Below are 13,109 nucleotides of genomic sequence, written 5' to 3' on the forward strand. Positions count from 1 at the left end.
GATGCAGACACAGAAGTCCCAGCCCGACCGCCCGATCGGCCCCGCGATCATGAACGGCTTCCGCATGCGCTGCCCCGCCTGCGGCAAGGGCGCGATGTTCGGCTCCTATCTCAAGGTGAACGAGCACTGCCCGGAATGCGGCGAGGAGCTGTGGCATCATCGCGCCGACGACGCGCCGCCCTATATGGTCATCACCATTGTCGGGCATATCGTCGTGCCGCTGCTGCTGGCGGTGGAAATGGCGCTGCACCCGGCGGTGTGGATCCACCTCGTGCTGTGGCTGCCGCTCACCCTCATCCTCTCGCTGGTGCTGCTGCCCCCGGTGAAGGGGGCGCTGATCGGATTCCAGTGGGCGGTGCGCATGCACGGATTCGATCCGAACGATTCCGAGCGCGAGGCGCTGCCCCCCAGCCACCGGACGGACGCGCTGCCGGCGGCCAAGGGATCCTGATCGGTCTTAGCTCCTGATCGGTCTTGTCGGTCTCGTCGGTCTCACACTCCACCTCATCGTCCTCATCGGTCAGTCGCTTCGGCCGGCCTCACCGCACCGTATCGCCCTCATGAGCCTGACCGACGTTTCCCCCCACTTTCCCCGCGAAAGGCTCGACGCGACGCACCCGGTCATCCGCCCGGTGGACGCGGCGGCGCTGATTCTGGTGGACCGCTCGAAGAAGACGCCGCGCCTTCTGCTGGGCCGCCGCAACCCGGCACTGCGCTTCATGCCGGGCAAATTCGTCTTTCCCGGCGGGCGCGTGGACGCGGTGGACCGGCGTGTACCGGTTTACGGAATGCTGGATTCCGAGAGCGAACGCAGGCTGTTAGCCCGCGTCAGCCGCCCCAGCGCCGGCCGTGCCCGCGCGCTGGCGCTCGCCGCCATCCGCGAGACGGCGGAGGAAGTCGGCCTGCTCATCGGCACGCAGGAGGCCGGCGATCCGGGCCCGCTGCCCGGCGCCTGGGCGCCCTTCGGCGCGGCAGGACTGTTTCCCAATCTGGAGGCGTTGACCTTCGTCGCCCGCGCCGTCACCCCGCCCCGCCTCGCCCGCCGCTTCGACACGCGCTTCTTCATGGCGGAGCTGTCGCAGGTCGCCCATCGCCTTGACGACACGGTGGGGCCGGAGGCGGAATTCGTTGAAGCTCAATGGTTTACGCTCGACGAGGCGTTGCGGGCGGACGTGCCGGAAATCACACGCGCGATCCTCGGCGAGGTCGCCCCGCGCCTGTCCGGCGGCCATCGCCCGTGGCAGCCGGTGCCGTTCTTCTTCTCCCGCGGCGCCAAGGTCTATCGCGAGGCACTGGCCTGAACGGGGGCGCGGGCCAGAAACGCGCCGCATGAGGTCATTCCCAAAAGTCATTCGACTTTTGTCATCCATGGGCTAGAGCGGGCGACCCGGGAGGCGCTTCCCGGCCTCAGGTGACCCCATGCATGCCCCCGCCGCCGCCCGCCCCATCAATATCGCTTCCATCGCCGCCGCGATTGCCGCCATCTCCGCCGTCGGCCTCGGCCTCGCTTTGTCGATTCCGCTCCTCGCCTTCGAGTTGCACGACCGCGGCGTTTCCTCGACCTGGATCGGCCTGAACACGGCGGTCGGTGGGCTCGCAACCATAGCATTGGCGCCGTTTCTGCCGAATCTGGTGCGTCGTCTCGGCGCCGGCCCGCTGCTGCTGGCGGCCATCCTCAGCGCCGCGGTCAGCCTTGTCGCCTTCAAGGTCACCGCGTCCTTCGTGCTGTGGTTTCCGCTGCGCTTCATCTATGGCGCGGCCCTGTGCGTGCTGTTCGTGGTCAGCGAATTCTGGATCAACGCCGCCGCGCCGAGCGACCGGCGCGGACTGGTCATCGGCATTTACGGCACGGTGCTGTCGATCGGCTTCGCCGGCGGCCCGGCCATTCTCAGCCTCGTCGGCACGCAGGGATGGGCGCCCTATCTGTGCGGCGCCGCCTTCTTCGGCCTCGCCGGAATTCCCGTGCTGATCGGCGCCTCGAGCGCACCCGCCATCGAGAAGGAGAGCACCTCGGGCGGCGTGTGGGCACTGATGCGGATCGCCCCCGCCGCCACCCTCGCCGCCTTCATCTTTGGCGCCGTGGAAACCGGTATCATCAATTTCCTGCCGCTCTACGGCCTGCGCCGTGGGCTCGATGCCGGCGACGCCGCTCTGCTGCTCACCATAGCCGAACTCGGCAATGTCGCGCTGCAGTTGCCGCTCGGCCTGCTCAGCGACAAGGTCGACCGCCGGCGCCTGCTGCTGGGCTGCGGCATTGTCAGCCTAGGCGGGGCGCTGCTGATCCCCTATCTCGCCATAGACAGCTGGGCGCTGTGGACCGTGGCCTTTCTCACCACGGGAATCGTTGCCGGCCTCTATACGGTGGGCCTGGCTTTGCTTGGCGCTCGTTTCGACGGTGCGGCACTCGCCACCGCGAATGCGGCTTTCGTGATGCTGTACTCGATTGGCCTCACGGTCGGCCCCACAGCTGTAGGGGGTGGCATGCAACTGCTTGATCCGCACGGCTTCGCGTGGGTGATCGCCGCCTTCCTGGTGCTCTATGTGCTGGTGGTGGCAGGACAGATTTGGCGCGATCGCTGACCACGCTTCCTTGACATTCGCGCGCCGATCACGGATACGGACGCGCAACGAGCGGCGGTTCTGCCGCGCGAACCCAATTTCTTCGGCGTGGCGGCCCCACGTTCGAGAGCCACGCTCCAGGAGACCCGGTCATGGCCAAGGCAACGACCATCAAGATCAAGCTCGTGTCGAGCGCCGACACCGGCTTCTTTTACGTGACCAAGAAGAACTCGCGCACCATGACCGACAAGCTGGTCGTGAAGAAGTACGACCCGGTGGCGCGCAAGCATGTCGAATTCCGCGAAGGCAAGATCAAGTGATCTGAGGCCTATCGGATTCTGACGCGAAAAGGCGCCGTTTGGCGCCTTTTTCTTTGGCGGAACATCGAGATACGTCCGCCGCTCATCTTAAGCGACGCTGCAGCGATGAGGGACGTTTTTGATTGAGGAAGAGGTACCGGCTGGCGGGCGGGAATCGGCGAGCGGTGAACGGAGAGGCCATCCGTAGACACCGCCCGCCGACCAGACCCCACGGACCCAGGAGATGCGGCGGACCCGAGCACTCCGTAGGGCAAACGGATACCGAGGAAAAGCTAACCCAAATGCAGCTAAATGCAACGGGGTTTCGCCGCAGATTCGCACCGGAGCGCGAAGCTCCGCGCTCCGGTGATACCGTTCAGGACACCGGCACGAACTGGCGCACGGTTTCAAGGAATTTGGCGACGGAAATCGGCTTGGAAAGATAGGCCTCGCAGCCGCCTTCGCGAATGCGCTCCTCATCGCCCTTCATGGCGAAGGCGGTGACGGCGATAACGGGAATGGCCTTGAGTTCTGGATCGGCCTTCAGTGCGCGGGTGACATCAAGGCCTGAAACCTCAGGGAGTTGGATGTCCATCAGGATCAGGTCCGGCCGATGACGGCGCGCGAGATCGAGGGCTTCCACGCCATTGCGCGTCCCGACCGTGATATAACCGTGGGCTTCGAGCAGATCGTTGAAGAGCTTCATGTTGAGCTCATTGTCCTCAACGATCAGAACGGTCTTGGGCATCGGTCGACTGTCCCTGCAACGACGGCACACCGGGCAAGCTGGAATCACTCACCCTTCCGCTGGTCGATGCGCTAGCTTTACCCACCCATTCCTTACGGAACCGGAAATGAAACGCCGCAACTCCCGTCCCCCTTCCCAGATCGACGCGGCCCGGCAGGTGGCGCTGGGCGCCCTCGCCTTTCTCGCTGGCGATCCTGAGCGCATTGGCCCATTTCTGGCGGAGAGCGGGCTATCGCCGGGTGATCTGCGTGGCGTCGCCGGCTCGGCGGCCTTTCATGTCGCCCTGCTCGACTACCTCATCAACCGCCAGGATCTTCTCATCGCGCATGCGAGCGAGGCGGAAATCGATCCCGGCCATGTGGTGGCGGCGCGCGAAATTCTGTTCCACGCCGAAATGGGCGAGGACTGAGCCGGGGCACACGGAGCAAGAGCGATGGCGCGTCTGCCGGCCTTCTGCCGTGACTGCCTCACCGTCGCTGCTGAGGAGAGACGCTGCACGCAGTGCGGCAGCCCGCGGCTGCTGCGCCATGCCGAACTCGACACGCTGCACGTGGCCCATATCGACTGCGACGCCTTCTATGCCTCGGTGGAGAAGCGCGATGACCCGGCGCTGCGCGACGTTCCCGTCATCATCGGCGGCGGCAAGCGGGGCGTGGTCTCGACCGCTTGCTATCTCGCGCGCGTCAAGGGCGTACGCTCGGCCATGCCGATGTTCAAGGCGCTCGCTTTGTGCCCGGAAGCCACCGTCATCAAGCCCAACATGGCGAAATATGTCGCGGTCGGGCGGCAGATTCGCGAGCGGTTCCTGCGCCTCACCCCCCTGGTGGAGCCGCTTTCGATCGACGAGGCCTTTTTAGACCTCGCCGGCACCGAACTTCTGCATGGGGAGAACCCGGCACGGGCGCTCGCCCGGCTGGCCCGTTCGGTCGAGACGGAAATCGGCGTCACCATCTCCGTCGGCCTCGCGCCAAACAAGTTCCTCGCAAAGATGGCCTCCGAACTCGACAAGCCGCGCGGCTTCGCGGTTATTGGGACACAGGAGGCCATGGCCTTCCTGGCGGAGCGGAGCGTCGGCGCGATCTGGGGGGTCGGCAAGGCGACGCAGGAGCGGCTTGCGCGCGAGGGCTTCCGCACCATCGCCGACCTGCAGGCGGCCGACGAAACCGCCCTCGCCCGCCGCTTCGGCAATGAGGGGCTGCGACTGTGGCGCCTGGCACGCGGCATCGATACGCGCTCCGTGAACCCAGAGCGCGAGACCAAGAGCGTGTCGACGGAAACGACATTCGACAGCGACATTGCCGACTATCGCACGCTGGAACAGGAACTCTACCGGCTCACCCGCAAGCTCTCCGACCGGCTGAAGGCCGCGGACCTCGCCGGCCGCACGGTCACTCTGAAGCTGAAGACCGCCGATTTCCGGCTGATCACCCGCGCCCGCTCGCTGGAAGACCCAACCCGCCTCGCCCACCGCATCTTCGACCATGCCCGCGAATTGCTGGCCCGCGAAACCGATGGGCGACGTTTCAGGCTTATCGGCGTCGGCGTCTCGGAACTCGCCGACCCGGCATTGGCCGACCCGGCCGACCTCGTGGACACTTCGGCCACTAAGCGGGGCCTTGCGGAACTGGCGACGGACTCGCTGCGCGCCCGCTTCGGCAAAACGATCATCGACCGTGGCATCACCCTCGACGCGCCGACGCGGCGCGAGCCCGAACAGCCCCACCGCAACCGGCCGGATGACGGGGGCACGCAGGATGAGCCTATTTCGCGCACTCTTCCTTCGGGAGCGACTCGTAGGAAATGAGGGTGCCGTTCAGCGCGAACTCGCCATAGTCGAGCTTCAGCTTGCGGCTCACGCCGTTGTCGAACATGTCGAAGCTGATGACGTAATCTGGCGTCTCGTTGCTACCGCCTCGCTCATAATAGCTGATCGTCACGGGGAAACGCGCCCGCCCGGCGAGATCGCCTGCCGTCGCGGCTTCTTCGAGGCCCTTGGCGTCGCGCGTCTCACGACCGATCACGGCCAGCGTGTCATAGACCTTCTTCGCATCGGGCGAGCCGTCGAATACCGGCGCTTCGACGATCGCCTCGCCGCTCTCCGCACTGCCGATAAGGCGCAGAACATGCTGTGTCGGCAGCAGCACGTTCTCGCCGAGCGTCACCGTCTGCGGTTCCGGCTTGGTCGCCTTCACCGTCAATGCGCCGTCCTTGCGCTCGGCGACGCCGTCCGCCTCTTCGGTGGTCTCACCATTGATGCGGTTGGAGACGCGAAAGCGATAGGACTTGCCGTCGCCATCTTCCCACGTCGCCGTCGAAACCGCGCTGTTGACCCGTCCACCTTCCGTCGCCAACTGGGTATCCTGCCGCAGTTGGACCGAATAGCCGGCGCAGGCGCTGCCCCGCATCTCATAAACGATCCGACCCTCGGCCCCATTGATACGGGTGCCGGACTTGGAAGCGTCGAGCGAGACCGCGTAGGTGGCGCGGTGCGGCGACAGCTGGATCGCCATTGCTGGCAGGGCGGAGGCTCCCAGCAAGAGCGCGGCGAGGGAAGAGCGGACAAAACAGGCGGACGGCATAGGTAATGGGCTCCTCGCAGACGTCAGTCGCAGCTTGCGAATGGCGAACCGATCCGCCAAACATGACCCATCGAAGATGGCAATTGCAGGTCGGTTGCCGCTCATTGGCCGTCGCATGCCGAGACGGGCAGCGCATCCACGATAGCAGGAGATTTCCATGACCGGAACGGTTGAGGCCAAGCTCGCGGCCCTCGGCATTACCATCCCCGCGGCCAGCGCCCCGGCGGCGAACTATGTGCCCTTCGTCATCAGCGGCAACCAGCTCTGGATTTCCGGCCAAATCTCCATGGCCAATGGCAGCTTCATGACCGGCAAGCTCGCCGGCGAGGGCGACATCGAGGCCGGCCGCGCCGCCGCCCGCCAGTGCGCCATCAACCTCATCGCACAGATCAAGGCCGCGCTCGGCGATCTCGACCGGGTGAAGCGGGTGGTAAAGCTGGTCGGCTTCGTCAATTCCTCACCCGACTTCACGGATCAGCCGAAGGTGGTGAATGGCTGCTCCGACCTGTTTGTGGAGGTCTTCGGCGATGCTGGCCGCCATGCGCGCTCGGCCGTGGGCGTAGCGCAGTTGCCCTTCAATGTCAGTGTCGAAGTCGAGGCCGTGATCGAATTCACCTGAGGCCGGCCATGGCTCCGAACATCCCCGCCGCCAATGCGCCGGCCTGGCTCACCGCCCGGCCGATCGCCCACCGCGCGCTGCACGATGCGGTGCGCGGTGTGATCGAGAACACGCCCTCGGCGGTCGATGCCGCACTGGCGCGCGACTATGCCATCGAAGTGGACATCCAGCTCTCCGCCGATGGCGAGGCCATGGTGTTCCATGACGACACGCTGGAGCGTCTGACCTTGGCGGAAGGGGCAGCCAACGCCCTTACCGCTGAGGAGCTGAAGGCGGTGGAGATGCGCGGCACGGGCGACCGGATGATGAGGCTGACGGAGCTGCTCACCCGCGTCGGCGGCCGCGTGCCGCTCATCATCGAACTGAAAAGCCATTTCGACGGCGACACCGCCATCGCCGCCCGCGCCGTTGCGATCCTCGCCAGCTATGATGGTCCGGCAGCGCTCATGTCTTTCGATCCGGACCTCGTCGCCGCGGTGCGGGCGCTCGCGCCGGATATTCCGCGCGGCATCACGATGGAGCACCGCTACGACGACCCGGAATGGGACATGATCAGCCATGAGACCAAGCATGAATGGGGCAGCCTGCTGCATCTGCCGCGCACGCAGCCCGACTTCATCGCCCATTATGTGAAGGAACTGCCGTCGGCAGCCGTCGACGCCGCCCGCCAGCAGCGCCCCATGCCGCTACTGACCTGGACCGTCCGAACGGCCGAGGATCGGGAGACCGCCGCCCGCCATGCCGACCAGATGATCTTCGAGGGCTTTCTGCCCTGAGCCGGAAGCACCGCTTCCCGATCGCGTGAGCGCTCTTGCTGTTCTCACCGGGTGCGACACACAATGGCGCCCCCTTGGGCCATCCCAGCGCCGCCCTTCCGCGAGCCCCTGCCGAATGTCCGACGAAACGTTCCGCCTGCGCGTCGAAAGCGACATCCGCGCGCTCAGCGCCGACACCTGGGATGCCTGCGCACCCGTTTTAACCTCCTACGCTGAGTCAAATCCCTCTCTTAACCCATTCATCAACCACGCGTTTCTCTCGGCGCTTGAGGAATCCGGCTCCGTCGCCGCATCGACCGGCTGGCTGCCGCAGCATCTGGTGCTGGAGGGAGACGACGGCGAGGTGCTGGGTGTCTGTCCGGCCTATCTCAAGTCGCACTCGCAGGGCGAATATGTCTTCGACCATGGCTGGGCCGAGGCTTATGAGCGCGCGGGGGGCCGTTATTACCCCAAGCTGCAGGTAAGCGTGCCTTTCACCCCCGCGACCGGGCCGCGCCTGCTCGCGGGCACCGGCCCGCAGGCAGAATCGGTGCGGCAGGCATTGGCGGCCGGACTGGTGGCGCTCGCGAAACTGAGGAAGGTGTCCTCGGTGCATGCCACCTTCCTCACTGAAGCGGATGCGGCAGCACTGGAAGGGGAAGGTTTCCTGCCGCGCGCGGACCAGCAGTTTCACTGGCGCAATGAGGGCTATGGGGATTTCGAGGCGTTCCTCGACGCCCTCGCCTCGCGCAAGCGCAAGCAGATCCGTCGCGAGCGCCGGGAAGCGCTGGAGAACGGCATCACTGTTCACTGGCTCACCGGCTCGGACCTGACCGAGGATGTCTGGGATGCCTTCTTCGGCTTCTACATGGAAACCGGCGCGCGCAAATGGGGGCGGCCTTACCTCAACCGCGCCTTCTATTCGATGATCGGCGAACGGATGCCGGACCGCATCCTGCTTGTGATGGCCAAGCGCGCCGGGCGCTGGATCGCCGGCGCGATCAACTTCATCGGCGCCGACACGCTCTATGGCCGGCACTGGGGCGCCATCGAGCATCACCCCTTCTTGCATTTCGAGATCTGCTATCATCAGGCCATCGACTACGCGATCGCGCACGGGCTGCGGACGGTGGAGGCCGGCGCACAGGGCGAGCACAAGCTGGCGCGCGGCTACATGCCGGTCATCACCCGCTCGGCCCACTACATCGCCGATGCGCAGTTCCGCGCCGCCGTCGCCCACTATCTCGACCGCGAACGCCGCTATGTCGCTGAGGCCGGCGCCGAACTCAGCGAGTTGGGGCCTTTCCGTCAGCAAGTGGTCGCAGACACGAACGGGGAGCCTTGACCGGAGAAAGCCGGCTTGCGATCAGATCAGGCCGACAGGGAGGAACCCATGGCCTATGATCCCGGCAATATCTTCGCGATGATCCTGCGCGGCGACATTCCCGCCCACAAGATCTATGAGGACGAGCGCGTGCTTGCCTTCCTCGACATCATGCCGCGGGCCGCAGGCCATGCGCTGGTGATTCCGAAGGCGCCGGCGCGCAATCTGCTGGATGTCGAACCGGGTGACCTGGCCGCCGTGATGGCCATGGCGCAGCGCGTCGCCCAGGCCCAGATGCAGGTATTCGACGCCGAGGGCATCACCGTCACCCAGCACAATGAGAAGGCCGGCGGACAGGAAGTGTTCCACCTGCATGTGCATGTCATCCCGCGCCATGCCGGTATCGATCTGCGCCCGCCGCTCTCCTACAAGGAAACACCGGAAGTGCTGGCGCAGCAGGCGGCGCAGCTGAAAGCAGCGCTTAAGGGCTGATACCCAACCACCAGGCGCCAGCCACGAGCACCGCTTCGGCGGTCAGCACGCCGGCGAGCACGGAGCGGCGCAGGGCGAGGAATCCGGCAATGCCGCTCGCCACCGCGCCGATGCGCAGGCCGAGCGGCAGGGCGACCAGCGCGCCGCTGGGCACCAGCAGCAGCCGCGCCACCACGGCCGCCAGCAGCGCCGTCGCCACCGCCTGCACCCATTGCATCCAAAGGCTGCCGGGGTCGATGCGCCGACCGAAAAGCACGCCGAGTACCCGCCAGACTTCGTTCGGCAGGAAGCCGAAGAAGATCACCACCAGCATGGCCCCAAGTTCGGTCGAGTAGAGGCTCATATGCGCCGTTCCGGCAGGTGACGGGCGATGAAGAAGGCCAGCGTGCCGCCGCCCACACCGGCCCAGAACAGGTCCAGCCCGCCGGGCGAATTGGCGACGAGCGGCGAGATCGCCGCGCCAAGCCCAATGGCCAACCAGTCGACACTTTGCCTTGCGTTGCGCACCAACAGAATGGCGAAGGAAATCGGCGTAAGAAGCAGCAGCGCCACCGCCAGCGGTCCCGGCAACGCTCCCGTTAGATAGAAGCCGATCGCGGTGCCGGCCATGCTCAGCACAGTGAGGCCGAGCCCCAGCCCTGCTGCATAGCCAGGGCGCCCTTCCTCAGGCACCTTCGGCAGCAACCGGAATCCCTCAACCCACACCGTCATGGCGACAAAATGGGCGCAGAGCAGTTCCCATCCGAGGCGCGGGCGAGGCCCCCGCATCAGCGGCATCAGTGAGACGACCATCGGCAGCAGCCTCACGCCGGAAAGGCAGACCGCCACGGCGAGGGCGGGCGGCGATGCCCCAGTGGCGAGTCCCCCGACCAGGATCACCTGCGCCGGCAAGGCCCAGACCAGAAGCGTCGACAACAGACCCGCGCCGATGGGAAAGGCAAGGTCATGCAGCAAACCGCCGAAGCCGATAAAGGTGGCCACCAGCACCAGACCGGGCGTGGAGACGGCGCCGCGCATCCCGCGCAAAAACCAGCGCGCGGGTGGAGCAGGGTCGGGAGGAGGCGAAACCTGGGGGGATTGCATGTCAACTCGCCTGGGCCTTTTGCGGCGCCCTCCCCCTGGCGTCAAGCGAAACGGGCGACGCTCCGCTGCATAGCTGCCATGAGAGACGGTCGCCCCCAAAAGCCGGGCCCAAAAAAGCCGCCCGCGACACTGTCGCGGGCGGCGCCTCATTCATTTGGCAAGGCTGGAAACGTCCGGCTCACGCCTTGACCAGCGGCACCTTCGGCACTTTCGAGGTGCCGGGCTTTGCCCGCTTGGCGGCAGCGGCTACGGGCTTCTTGGCCTTTGCCGCCGGCGTCTTGCGACGCGGCGCGCGCTTGGTCTCGGGCGCCTCGATCTTTTCCGGCTTGGGGGTGATCGGCCCCTCCGGGAACTCGAAAGCCAGAGCACTCTCGCCCTCATCGTCGGTCTGCAGGACGACGCGCACATGGCCACCATTACGCAGCTTGCCGAACAGCACTTCGTCGGCAAGCGGCTTCTTGATGTGCTCCTGGATCACACGGCCCATGGGACGCGCGCCCATCTGCTGGTCGTAGCCACGCTCCACCAGCCAGGCCGTGGCTTCGTCAGACAGCTCGATAGTGACGTTGCGATCCGCCAGCTGCGCCTCCAGCTGGAGCACGAACTTCTCCACCACCAGCGCGATGATCTCATTGGTGAGGTGGGCGAAGGGGATGATGGCGTCGAGCCGGTTGCGGAACTCCGGCGCGAAGAGACGGTTGATGGCCTCCACATCGTCCCCCTCGCGCTTTGAGCGCGTGAAGCCGAAGGCGGACTTCGACAGGTCGGCGGCGCCCGCATTGGTCGTCATGATGAGAATGACGTTGCGGAAATCCACCTGCTTGCCGTTGTGGTCGGTCAGCTTCCCGTGGTCCATCACCTGCAGCAGGATGTTGAACAGGTCGGGATGCGCCTTCTCGATCTCGTCGAGCAGCAGCACGCAATGCGGGTGCTGGTCGATACCGTCGGTCAAAAGGCCGCCCTGGTCGAAACCGACATAGCCGGGGGGCGCGCCGATCAGCCGCGAGATGGTGTGCCGCTCCATGTACTCCGACATATCGAAGCGCAGGAGTTCCACGCCGAGGCTGGAAGCGAGCTGCTTCGCCACTTCGGTCTTGCCGACGCCGGTCGGCCCGGAGAACAGATAGGAGCCGATCGGCTTTTCCGGCTCGCGCAGACCTGCCCGGGCCAGCTTGATTGCCGACGCGAGCGCTTCGATCGCCTTATCCTGGCCGTAGACCACGCGCTTCAGCGTCGTTTCCAGCGCCGATAGAATCTCGGTGTCCGACTTGGAAACGGACTTTGGCGGGATGCGGGCGATGGTGGCGATGGTGGCCTCGATCTCCTTCACGCCGATCGTTTTCTTGCGGCGCCCCTCCGGCAGCAGCATCTGCGCTGCACCGGACTCGTCGATGATGTCGATCGCCTTGTCCGGCAGCTTCCGGTCATGGATGTAGCGGGCGGACAGTTCCACCGCCGCCTTGATGGCGTCATTGGTGTAGCGCAGCCGGTGATAATCCTCGAAATAGGGCTTCAGGCCCTTGAGGATCTCGATGGCGTCCGGGACGGTCGGCTCCGGCACATCGATCTTCTGGAAGCGACGGACGAGGGCGCGGTCCTTCTCGAAATACTGACGGTATTCCTTGTAGGTCGTCGAGCCGATGCAGCGCAGCGTGCCTGCGGCGAGAGCAGGCTTGAGCAGATTGGAGGCATCCATTGCGCCGCCCGAGGTCGCACCGGCGCCGATCACCGTGTGGATCTCGTCGATGAACATGATGGCGTCAGGATAGGCCTCGATCTCCTTGACCACCTGCTTGAGGCGCTCTTCGAAGTCACCGCGATAGCGGGTGCCGGCCAGCAGCGCGCCCATGTCGAGCGAGAAGACTGTCGCCTTGGCGAGAACATCCGGCACCTCGCCAGCAACGATGCGGCGCGCCAGACCTTCCGCGATGGCGGTCTTGCCGACGCCGGGGTCGCCCACGAAAAGCGGGTTGTTCTTGGAGCGGCGGCACAGCACCTGGATGGTGCGCTGGATCTCGCTGTCGCGGCCGATCAGCGGGTCGATCTTGCCCTCACGTGCCTTCTTGTTGAGGTTCACGCAATAAGCGTCGAGCGCATCGGCCTTCTTCTTGGTGTCCTCCCCGGTCTTCGTCTCCGTCTCCTCCTCGGCGCCGCGAACAGGGCGACTTTCCGACATGCCGGCGCGCTTGGCGATGCCGTGGCTGATGTAGTTGACGGCATCATAGCGCGTCATGTCCTGCTCTTGCAGGAAATAGGCCGCATGGCTCTCGCGCTCGGCGAAGATGGCGACCAGCACATTGGCGCCGGTCACCTCCTCGCGGCCGGAGGATTGAACATGAATGACGGCGCGCTGAATGACACGCTGAAAACCGGCCGTCGGCTTTGAATCCTCACCGGCGTCCTGGACCAGATTGTCGAGCTCGGTGTCGATATACTCGACCAGATTGCGCCGCAGTTTGTCGATGTCGACATTGCAGGCTCGCATCACCGCCGCCGAGTCCTGGTCGTCGACCAAGGACAGCAGCAGGTGCTCCAGCGTCGCATATTCGTGGTGGCGTTCGTTAGCGAGCGCGAGGGCCCTGTGCAGCGACTGCTCGAGGCTTCGGGAGAAGGTGGGCATCGGGACCTCTTCGTTTAGCCGTCGCGGGGCG

General features: G+C 65.6%; 15 protein-coding genes. 10 read left to right on the plus strand and 5 right to left on the minus strand.

Going from position 1 to position 13,109, the window contains the following annotated elements; translation table 11 throughout:
* Position 1 precedes the first annotated feature (1 nt).
* From ACP2AH_RS01720 to rpmG, 4 genes are all read left to right on the plus strand, one after another.
* The gene (locus ACP2AH_RS01720; protein ID WP_244376871.1) at positions 2–451 is read left to right on the plus strand and encodes a DUF983 domain-containing protein; all 450 of its coding nucleotides are present in this window, start codon (positions 2–4) and stop codon (positions 449–451) included.
* 109 nt (positions 452–560) lie between these two features.
* Positions 561–1,301 carry an NUDIX hydrolase gene (locus tag ACP2AH_RS01725; RefSeq protein WP_425104248.1) on the plus strand — a complete coding sequence of 247 codons (741 nt, stop codon included), beginning with the start codon at positions 561–563 and terminating at the stop codon, positions 1,299–1,301.
* A 118-nt stretch (positions 1,302–1,419) separates the two neighbouring features.
* Complete coding sequence (locus ACP2AH_RS01730) at positions 1,420–2,580, plus strand: MFS transporter (protein WP_425104249.1); 1,161 nt, start codon at positions 1,420–1,422, stop codon at positions 2,578–2,580.
* A 131-nt stretch (positions 2,581–2,711) separates the two neighbouring features.
* Positions 2,712–2,879 carry a 50S ribosomal protein L33 gene (rpmG, locus tag ACP2AH_RS01735; RefSeq protein ID WP_018390658.1) on the plus strand — a complete coding sequence of 56 codons (168 nt, stop codon included), beginning with the start codon at positions 2,712–2,714 and terminating at the stop codon, positions 2,877–2,879.
* A gap of 355 nt (positions 2,880–3,234) precedes the next feature.
* Here rpmG and ACP2AH_RS01740 read toward each other — a convergent pair whose 3' ends face one another.
* Complete coding sequence (locus ACP2AH_RS01740; RefSeq protein WP_244376874.1) at positions 3,235–3,606, minus strand: response regulator; 372 nt, start codon at positions 3,604–3,606, stop codon at positions 3,235–3,237.
* A gap of 106 nt (positions 3,607–3,712) precedes the next feature.
* Between ACP2AH_RS01740 and ACP2AH_RS01745 the strand changes: the two genes are divergently transcribed.
* Both ACP2AH_RS01745 and ACP2AH_RS01750 read left to right on the plus strand, forming a co-directional pair.
* On the plus strand, positions 3,713–4,015 hold the full coding sequence (locus ACP2AH_RS01745; protein ID WP_425104250.1) for a DUF3572 domain-containing protein: 303 nt from the start codon (positions 3,713–3,715) through the stop codon (positions 4,013–4,015).
* Positions 4,016–4,039: 24 nt separating this feature from the next.
* The gene (locus tag ACP2AH_RS01750; RefSeq protein WP_425104251.1) at positions 4,040–5,410 is read left to right on the plus strand and encodes a DNA polymerase IV; all 1,371 of its coding nucleotides are present in this window, start codon (positions 4,040–4,042) and stop codon (positions 5,408–5,410) included.
* On the opposite strand, the gene ACP2AH_RS01755 is transcribed toward ACP2AH_RS01750, so the two are convergent.
* Positions 5,367–6,185, minus strand: a complete 819-nt coding sequence (locus ACP2AH_RS01755) for a cell envelope integrity EipB family protein (RefSeq protein WP_425104252.1) — start codon at positions 6,183–6,185, stop codon at positions 5,367–5,369. The genes ACP2AH_RS01750 and ACP2AH_RS01755 overlap by 44 nt on opposite strands.
* A 157-nt stretch (positions 6,186–6,342) precedes the next feature.
* Here ACP2AH_RS01755 and ACP2AH_RS01760 point away from each other — a divergent pair, with 157 nt between their 5' ends.
* From ACP2AH_RS01760 to ACP2AH_RS01775, 4 genes are all read left to right on the plus strand, one after another.
* Positions 6,343–6,804, plus strand: a complete 462-nt coding sequence (locus tag ACP2AH_RS01760; RefSeq protein ID WP_425104253.1) for a RidA family protein — start codon at positions 6,343–6,345, stop codon at positions 6,802–6,804.
* Positions 6,805–6,812: 8 nt separating this feature from the next.
* Positions 6,813–7,580, plus strand: coding sequence for a glycerophosphodiester phosphodiesterase family protein (locus ACP2AH_RS01765; RefSeq protein WP_425104254.1), 768 nt, complete (start codon positions 6,813–6,815; stop codon positions 7,578–7,580).
* Positions 7,581–7,695: 115 nt separating this feature from the next.
* Entirely contained in the window at positions 7,696–8,904 is a 1,209-nt protein-coding gene (locus ACP2AH_RS01770; RefSeq protein WP_425104255.1) for a GNAT family N-acetyltransferase, read from the plus strand.
* A gap of 48 nt (positions 8,905–8,952) precedes the next feature.
* The gene (locus ACP2AH_RS01775; RefSeq protein WP_425104256.1) at positions 8,953–9,375 is read left to right on the plus strand and encodes an HIT family protein; all 423 of its coding nucleotides are present in this window, start codon (positions 8,953–8,955) and stop codon (positions 9,373–9,375) included.
* Here the strand turns inward: ACP2AH_RS01775 and ACP2AH_RS01780 are convergent.
* The 3 genes from ACP2AH_RS01780 to clpA form a co-directional block, all read right to left on the minus strand.
* Positions 9,365–9,718 (minus strand): AzlD domain-containing protein, encoded by a 354-nt coding sequence (locus ACP2AH_RS01780; RefSeq protein ID WP_425104257.1) that lies wholly within the window; start codon positions 9,716–9,718, stop codon positions 9,365–9,367. The two genes, ACP2AH_RS01775 and ACP2AH_RS01780, sit on opposite strands and share 11 nt — an antisense overlap.
* Positions 9,715–10,458 carry an AzlC family ABC transporter permease gene (locus ACP2AH_RS01785; RefSeq protein WP_425104258.1) on the minus strand — a complete coding sequence of 248 codons (744 nt, stop codon included), beginning with the start codon at positions 10,456–10,458 and terminating at the stop codon, positions 9,715–9,717. Before ACP2AH_RS01785 ends, ACP2AH_RS01780 begins: the two co-directional genes overlap by 4 nt.
* A 178-nt stretch (positions 10,459–10,636) precedes the next feature.
* Complete coding sequence (gene clpA / locus ACP2AH_RS01790) at positions 10,637–13,078, minus strand: ATP-dependent Clp protease ATP-binding subunit ClpA (RefSeq protein WP_307017080.1); 2,442 nt, start codon at positions 13,076–13,078, stop codon at positions 10,637–10,639.
* Between the last annotated feature and the right edge of the window lie 31 nt (positions 13,079–13,109).

This window comes from Ancylobacter sp. (assembly GCF_965249975.1).
Classification (GTDB): domain Bacteria; phylum Pseudomonadota; class Alphaproteobacteria; order Rhizobiales; family Xanthobacteraceae; genus Ancylobacter.

Excerpts from the sequence above, each read along its gene's own strand:
- ACP2AH_RS01780 (WP_425104257.1), bottom strand. The coding sequence starts at position 9,718 with ATGAGCCTCTACTCGACCGAACTTGGGGCCATGCTGGTGGTGATCTTC.
- ACP2AH_RS01755 (WP_425104252.1), bottom strand. The coding sequence starts at position 6,185 with ATGCCGTCCGCCTGTTTTGTCCGCTCTTCCCTCGCCGCGCTCTTGCTG.
- ACP2AH_RS01785 (WP_425104258.1), bottom strand. The coding sequence starts at position 10,458 with ATGCAATCCCCCCAGGTTTCGCCTCCTCCCGACCCTGCTCCACCCGCG.
- ACP2AH_RS01740 (WP_244376874.1), bottom strand. The coding sequence starts at position 3,606 with ATGCCCAAGACCGTTCTGATCGTTGAGGACAATGAGCTCAACATGAAG.
- rpmG (WP_018390658.1), top strand. The coding sequence starts at position 2,712 with ATGGCCAAGGCAACGACCATCAAGATCAAGCTCGTGTCGAGCGCCGAC.
- ACP2AH_RS01765 (WP_425104254.1), top strand. The coding sequence starts at position 6,813 with ATGGCTCCGAACATCCCCGCCGCCAATGCGCCGGCCTGGCTCACCGCC.
- ACP2AH_RS01720 (WP_244376871.1), top strand. The coding sequence starts at position 2 with ATGCAGACACAGAAGTCCCAGCCCGACCGCCCGATCGGCCCCGCGATC.
- ACP2AH_RS01745 (WP_425104250.1), top strand. The coding sequence starts at position 3,713 with ATGAAACGCCGCAACTCCCGTCCCCCTTCCCAGATCGACGCGGCCCGG.
- ACP2AH_RS01725 (WP_425104248.1), top strand. The coding sequence starts at position 561 with ATGAGCCTGACCGACGTTTCCCCCCACTTTCCCCGCGAAAGGCTCGAC.
- ACP2AH_RS01750 (WP_425104251.1), top strand. The coding sequence starts at position 4,040 with ATGGCGCGTCTGCCGGCCTTCTGCCGTGACTGCCTCACCGTCGCTGCT.
- ACP2AH_RS01770 (WP_425104255.1), top strand. The coding sequence starts at position 7,696 with ATGTCCGACGAAACGTTCCGCCTGCGCGTCGAAAGCGACATCCGCGCG.
- ACP2AH_RS01730 (WP_425104249.1), top strand. The coding sequence starts at position 1,420 with ATGCATGCCCCCGCCGCCGCCCGCCCCATCAATATCGCTTCCATCGCC.
- ACP2AH_RS01775 (WP_425104256.1), top strand. The coding sequence starts at position 8,953 with ATGGCCTATGATCCCGGCAATATCTTCGCGATGATCCTGCGCGGCGAC.
- ACP2AH_RS01760 (WP_425104253.1), top strand. The coding sequence starts at position 6,343 with ATGACCGGAACGGTTGAGGCCAAGCTCGCGGCCCTCGGCATTACCATC.
- clpA (WP_307017080.1), bottom strand. The coding sequence starts at position 13,078 with ATGCCCACCTTCTCCCGAAGCCTCGAGCAGTCGCTGCACAGGGCCCTC.